The organism is Clostridium sp. CCUG 7971, assembly GCF_017590215.1.
Taxonomy (GTDB): Bacteria; Bacillota; Clostridia; order Peptostreptococcales; family Peptostreptococcaceae; genus Faecalimicrobium.
Genome location: NZ_JAFFPK010000046.1, coordinates 1 through 6,129, shown reverse-complemented (window position 1 = coordinate 6,129; position 6,129 = coordinate 1). Strand labels below are relative to the sequence as shown.

Annotated in this window: 5 protein-coding genes and 1 rRNA gene; all 6 read left to right on the top strand. The window is 25.5% G+C overall.

Annotated features, from left to right (window positions below; translation table 11 throughout):
* The first annotated feature begins 53 nt into the window (after positions 1-53).
* Positions 54-170, top strand: a 5S ribosomal RNA gene (gene rrf / locus JWF52_RS06805).
* A gap of 147 nt (positions 171-317) precedes the next feature.
* Positions 318-836 (top strand): hypothetical protein, encoded by a 519-nt coding sequence (locus JWF52_RS06800; protein ID WP_208332800.1) that lies wholly within the window; start codon positions 318-320, stop codon positions 834-836.
* A gap of 35 nt (positions 837-871) precedes the next feature.
* On the top strand, positions 872-1,735 hold the full coding sequence (locus JWF52_RS06795) for an ATP-binding protein (protein WP_208332798.1): 864 nt from the start codon (positions 872-874) through the stop codon (positions 1,733-1,735).
* Positions 1,713-2,426 (top strand): LytR/AlgR family response regulator transcription factor, encoded by a 714-nt coding sequence (locus JWF52_RS06790; protein WP_208332796.1) that lies wholly within the window; start codon positions 1,713-1,715, stop codon positions 2,424-2,426. The genes JWF52_RS06795 and JWF52_RS06790 overlap by 23 nt, the downstream gene beginning before the upstream one ends.
* Before the next feature lie 235 nt (positions 2,427-2,661).
* The gene (locus JWF52_RS06785; protein WP_208332794.1) at positions 2,662-5,112 is read left to right on the top strand and encodes an ABC transporter permease; all 2,451 of its coding nucleotides are present in this window, start codon (positions 2,662-2,664) and stop codon (positions 5,110-5,112) included.
* Between the two features lie 16 nt (positions 5,113-5,128).
* Positions 5,129-5,794 carry an ABC transporter ATP-binding protein gene (locus JWF52_RS06780; protein ID WP_208332792.1) on the top strand — a complete coding sequence of 222 codons (666 nt, stop codon included), beginning with the start codon at positions 5,129-5,131 and terminating at the stop codon, positions 5,792-5,794.
* The last annotated feature ends 335 nt before the right edge of the window (positions 5,795-6,129 follow it).

Genomic DNA, 6,129 nt, shown 5'->3' with positions numbered 1-6,129 from the left:
AATTCAATAAATGTTTGCAGTTTTCAGAGTATTAACTCTAAAATAAAAGATTATGTGGTTACAATAGCAAAGAGGATACACCTGTTCCCATTCCGAACACAGAAGTTAAGCTCTTTAGCGCTGATGGTACTTGGTGGGCAACTGCCTGGGAGAGTAAGACGTAGCCGCGTAATCTTTTTTTATGCACAGAATTATTTTATTTAGTTCTGTGTTTTTTGCGTTTTAATTATTTAAATCTAAGTAAAAGTTGATCGTATATATAGTTATTTAAAGTGTTAAAATATTTTTCCTATGGTAGAATTGTAAGGGGGGAATTTATGGAATCATTTGTATTGGAAACGGCATATATGTTATTAATTGTATTTAAAATTTTAGTATTTAAAAGTTTTCTTGATATTTACCAAAGCAAAAAGAGAGAAGACAAAGAAGTAAAAAGTTCTCTTTGGAAATTTATAATATTAATCGTGGTTTTAGTTTATCTGAATAATTATTTTGATTTGAATAGAATAGTTATATTAGGTTTATGGTCAATGGAATTGAATTTGTTCCAAATTATATTTGTTTCTATAATTATGTATTTTTGTAAAAAAAATTATGAAATGAATTTGTGGAAATCGTTTATGTTTTTTACAGTCTATGAAAATGTCCTTTTTATTACTAGGAATATAATTTATTGGGGACTTACATTTTTTTGTATAGCTATTGGGTTTGGCGGCGATAACTATCCAGGTGTATTAGTTGCAATTTTACGTGAAGGACTAGTTTCTATCATTTTATTTATATTAAATTTAATATTAAAAAATATAGTAATACTTTTAAAGAAAAAAAATACATAATAAGTATATTAACTGTTATATTTTTAGTAACATTTTTGTATATATACAATTTTATAGATAAGTCTATTTGGATATATGGAGTTCAATTTAAAAATTCAACATATAAAGAGATATGGAATTTGATGGGTAGTTTTTTATATCAAAATATAATTCAGTCATTAGTTGTGGTTTTTATACTTTTAATATTTACAATTAAGAAGATAAAAGAATCAATAATATTAGAAAAGGAAAAAGTAGTGATAGAAGAAAAAATAAAAGCTCAATACAATTACTACGAAAGAATAAAAAAAGATCAAGGTAGAACTAAACGACTTTATCACGATTTAAAAAATCATTTGCTCTGCATCAATAATATTGATGCAAATGAAAATGCTAGTAAATATAGTATGGAACTTCGAAAAGAAATAGAAAAAATAGAATATATATATAACACTAAAAATGATATATTAGATATTATACTTAAAGAAAAAAATGATATTTGTATAGATAATAATATAGATTTTTTTGCAGATATAAATTTTGAAAAATGTAACTTCGTGCAAATGATTGATGTGTGTAGTATTTTTTCGAATATATTAGATAATGCAATGGAAGCATGTTTAAAGATAAAAGATAGTGAAAGAAAAATATATATAAGAGGAACTATAGTTAAAAATTATTTTGTATTGAAGAGTGTGAACTCAAAAATAAATGATATAAAAACAGAGGATAATAATATTATAAGTAGTAAAACAGATAAAGATTTTCATGGAATAGGTTTAAAAAGCGTTGAAAATTCATTGAATAAGTACAATGGAGAGTTTAGGTTCAAGGATTTGGGTAATGAATTTGAACTAGATATTTATATTCCAATAGAAAGTGAAGTGAATTTGAACTATGAAAAAAATAGTATTATGTGAAGATGAATTAAGCCAACAAAAGTTGATAAAAGGGTATATTGAAAAAATTTTCGAAAGTAGAAATGAAGAATATGAGCTTTTAATTTATAGCAATGGAGAAAGTTTAATAAAAGATTATCCAAAGAATGTAGATATATTTTTATTAGATATACAATTAGAAGAGATTGATGGAATGGACTTAGCTAGAAAAATAAGAACTATGTATGATAAAAATGTAGAAATTATATTCACAACATCTTTAATAGACTATGTACAAGAAGGATATGAAGTAAGGGCTTATAGGTATTTACTAAAGCCTATAAAATTAGACGATCTAGAGAGACATTTGATTTCTTGTTTTAATGAAATAGAGAGAAATAAGGGTAAAGAGTTAATTTTGAGTTCTAAAACTGAAATATTTAAGATAAACACAGCAGATATTTATTATATCGAAGTGTTAAAAAGAGAAATAACTATACATACAAAAACATCCGAGCACTCTATTAATATGACTATGGATGGAATAGAAAGTAAAATAAACCAAAAAAATTTCTATAGATGTCATAAAAGTTATTTGGTTAATTTGGACTATGTAGAAAATGTAAAACAGTATATAGCTATTATGGAGAATAAAGAAGAAGTTCCTGTAAGTAGATATAGATTTAAAGAATTTAAAAACGTGTACCTTGAAATCCTTTTATCAGTATTATAAAAACTAAAACATGACAGTTGTAACATTAAAATGCACAGTTGTGCATAGTGCATTGTACATAAAAAAAATAGATGCTATCCTTTAGTCAAAAGAGGATAGCATCTATTTTTTTGCATAAAAATTATATCTTTATTCATTGGAAGGTGAAGTAAGTTGTTAATAAAGTTAGGTGCATTAGTTCAAATAAAACTAATTAGCGTTAAATAGCTATATATTAGTCAAAAAGGAGGTAATTATGAAAGGTGTTTTTACGTTAGCTTTTTCTTATTTGAAAAAGCAAAAAGGGAGAAGTTTCTCTATAATAATAGCCATAGGATTAGCTACATTAATATCATTTTCCAACATTGTTCAAAAACAAACAAATATAAAGTTAGGAACTGAAAAATTACATAAGACATTTGGAACTTATGACTATGAATACAATGATATTGATAATGAAGCATTGCAAAAAATATTAAATGATAATACAAGTGATGCTACATATAAGATAATCAATTTAGGTAGTATTGTTTATAAAAATGGTGTTAAGAGTATTCTTAATACATATAGTCCATATTATTTAGAAGAAAGCAAGTATGAACTTATAAAAGGAAGAGAACCAAAAAATGAAAATGAGATAGTTTTAGATAATAGAGCTATAGAGGAAATGAATTTAGAAAATAAATTAGGTGAAGAAATAGATTTTAATATAGTTAAAAAATATAAAAATCCTGATAGAAATCAAGAAATATACAATAAAGATCATAAATTTAAATTAGTTGGAGTAGTCAGTAGAACTAAAGACTATTACCAGGAGTATAAAGAATATACGCTTAGAGCTTTTACAGGTGGATATACAAATTTAATACCAAAAAATCTTATTACCAATGATGGTATTTTAAATGTAGAAAATGAAAAGATTACAATGGATAATATGTATAAAAGGATGAAAAAATACGGCCTTACAGAGTATAACTTTACTATGAATATCGGCTTAATTCAAGGACTAAACTCTCTTGGTGTTGGTGAAGAAGCAACAAGCTATGAAATAAGAAACATGTTATTCCCTATAGCTGTATCGGCACTTTTAATATGTAATATTTTTATGATGACTTTATTTGACATGAAAAAATCCATAGGGATGTTAAGAGCGATAGGTTCTAAAAGGCATCAAATATGTTCTATGATTTTTATACAAAGCTTAATATTAGTAACTATTGGTGTATTATCTGGATTTTTAATTGGTGCAGGGTATGTATATAGTTATATATCTAAAATGTATCCTCAAAATCCAAGTCTTTATATAACTAAAGAAGCAATATTGATACCAATATTAATAGCAATAACTACTGTGTTTATTTCAAATATAGTTCCGATATACAAGGCTACTAGAATATCTCCAGTAGAGGGGATGAAAAATAATGACTTTAGCAATAGAAAATTTAGAAATAGATTTTATTATAAATGGATAAGAAAAGTATTTAATATAACTGGAGAGATGGCATATAAAAATGTATTTAGATTTAGGACAAGAGCCATTCTTTGTATATTATCTATGGGATTAGTTGGATCTATGTATATCACTTCATTATCAAATTACAATAAAAGTGGTATGGATGTAATGCATATGCCAAGTCAAAATCTTGGTGAGTATGATATAAAACTAAATAAAGACGATTATAATGTAGAAAATGCTCTAGGGGTGTATAGTAAGAATGATATAGAAAAAATTAGAAATATAGACGGTGTAGACTATATAGATGGAAAATTAGTGTTACCTGGGTCTATGAATAAGAATGAATCATATTTAGAAGTTAGAGGTTATACAGAAAAAGATCTGAAAAAATTAGATAAATACATGGAAGAAAAAAGTGATGAGAAAAATAGTGAATATATAAATGTTTTTGTTAATAATCACACTGATGGAACCAATGAACCAATAGATAAAGATTTGAAAATTGGAGAACTGATTGAAATAAAAATGCCATCAGTAAATGATGGAAAGCTAAGCTATAAAGTTGAAAAAGTTAGAATCGCTGGTTTCTTAGATAGAAAATGGATTTTAAATAATTTCTATGGAAGAATGATAACGGTAATAATGCCAATCGAAGAATTATCTAAATTGACTAATATAAATGATATTAATGTAATAGGAGTAAAAGCTTCTAGTGGAAAAGAAAAAGAAGTAGAAAATAAAATAGAAAAAACGATTGGAAATAAGGATTACAACAATATAGAAAGCATAGGGAAATACAAAGCAGAACACGAAAAATTACAGAAAACTGCGAAGATGCAAAGTATGTTTTTATTATTACTTATGTCTGTAGTAGCTTCATTAAATATTTACTACACTATAAAAACAGGAATACTAATTAGAACTAGGGAGCTATCAACTTTAAGAAGTATTGGTATGAGTATGAAAAAGATAAAAAGCATGCTTATTAAGGAATCTTTAATTTATGCATTTCTTAGCTGTATACTAGGTTCTGCTCACGCTATATATAAAGGATACAAAGATGTATCTATGGTTAATGAGATTATGGAAGTTGGATTTGGGGCTAAGAATCTAGAAAAATTCAAAGTGCCTTTTAATGAAATAGTGATATTTATTTTTTTAGTGATAGTAGTTTGTATTATATCGGTATACTTGTCTAAGCAAAAACTAGAAAAAATGAGCATATCAGATGGAATTAATATGAATGAATAAATAAGGAGGGATTAGTATGACGATATTAAAAATAGAAAACTTAAACAAAGTTTATGGTAAAAATGAAAATGAGTTACATGTTTTAAAGAATATAAATTTAAATATAGAAGAAAATAAATTTATTGCTGTAGTAGGTGCTAGTGGTTCTGGAAAAAGTACATTATTAAATTGTATGGCAGGTCTTGATAAACCAACTGATGGGAAAGTTTATTATAATAATGAAGAAATAAGTAACATGCCAGATGGAAAGCTAGCTGATATAAGGATAAATAACTTTGGATTTGTGTTTCAAAATTTTAATTTAATACCAGTTGTTAATGTATATGAGAATATAATAATGCCTTCATTATTAGAAAATAGAAAAGTAGATAAAAAATATCTAGAAAAATTACTAGAGAGACTAGAAATAAAGGATAAAATAAAAAAATTTCCTAATGAATTATCTGGAGGTCAACAACAAAGGGTTGCCATTGCTAGAGCGCTTATAAATAAACCTAAAATTATATTTGCAGATGAGCCTACAGGAAATTTAGATACAAAGTCAACAGATGAAGTTATGAGTATATTAAGAGAATGTGTGAACGATTATAATCAGACACTTATAATGATAACTCATAATGACATGATAGCTAGAGAAGCTGATGTTTGTATAAAAATACAAGATGGAACAATAATGGATTAATTTAATGTATAGAAAATAAAACTCTAATAATATTAGGGTTTTATTTTTATATAAAAGTTTAAAAATATAAATTTTTCAAAAGTTAACCGTAAAATTGTGGATATTATAATACTGAATTGCTATATAAGCTAAATACAGATTGTAGATAATGTGGATAGTTTAGAAAAAGTATGTGTATAACTTTAAATGATAAAGAAAAAATAAAAAAATACTAAAAAAAATTAAGAAAAACTATTGACGATATATTTTTAAGGTGATATAGTATTACTTGTCCGAGAGAGATACGGACGACAAACAAAAAAACAACGAAAGTTGAAAATGAACTTTGAAAATTA

Bases quoted from the DNA above. Each gene is read 5' to 3' on its own strand.
- JWF52_RS06800 (WP_208332800.1), top strand. From the start codon at position 318: ATGGAATCATTTGTATTGGAAACGGCATATATGTTATTAATTGTATTT.
- JWF52_RS06790 (WP_208332796.1), top strand. From the start codon at position 1,713: ATGAAAAAAATAGTATTATGTGAAGATGAATTAAGCCAACAAAAGTTG.
- JWF52_RS06785 (WP_208332794.1), top strand. From the start codon at position 2,662: ATGAAAGGTGTTTTTACGTTAGCTTTTTCTTATTTGAAAAAGCAAAAA.
- JWF52_RS06780 (WP_208332792.1), top strand. From the start codon at position 5,129: ATGACGATATTAAAAATAGAAAACTTAAACAAAGTTTATGGTAAAAAT.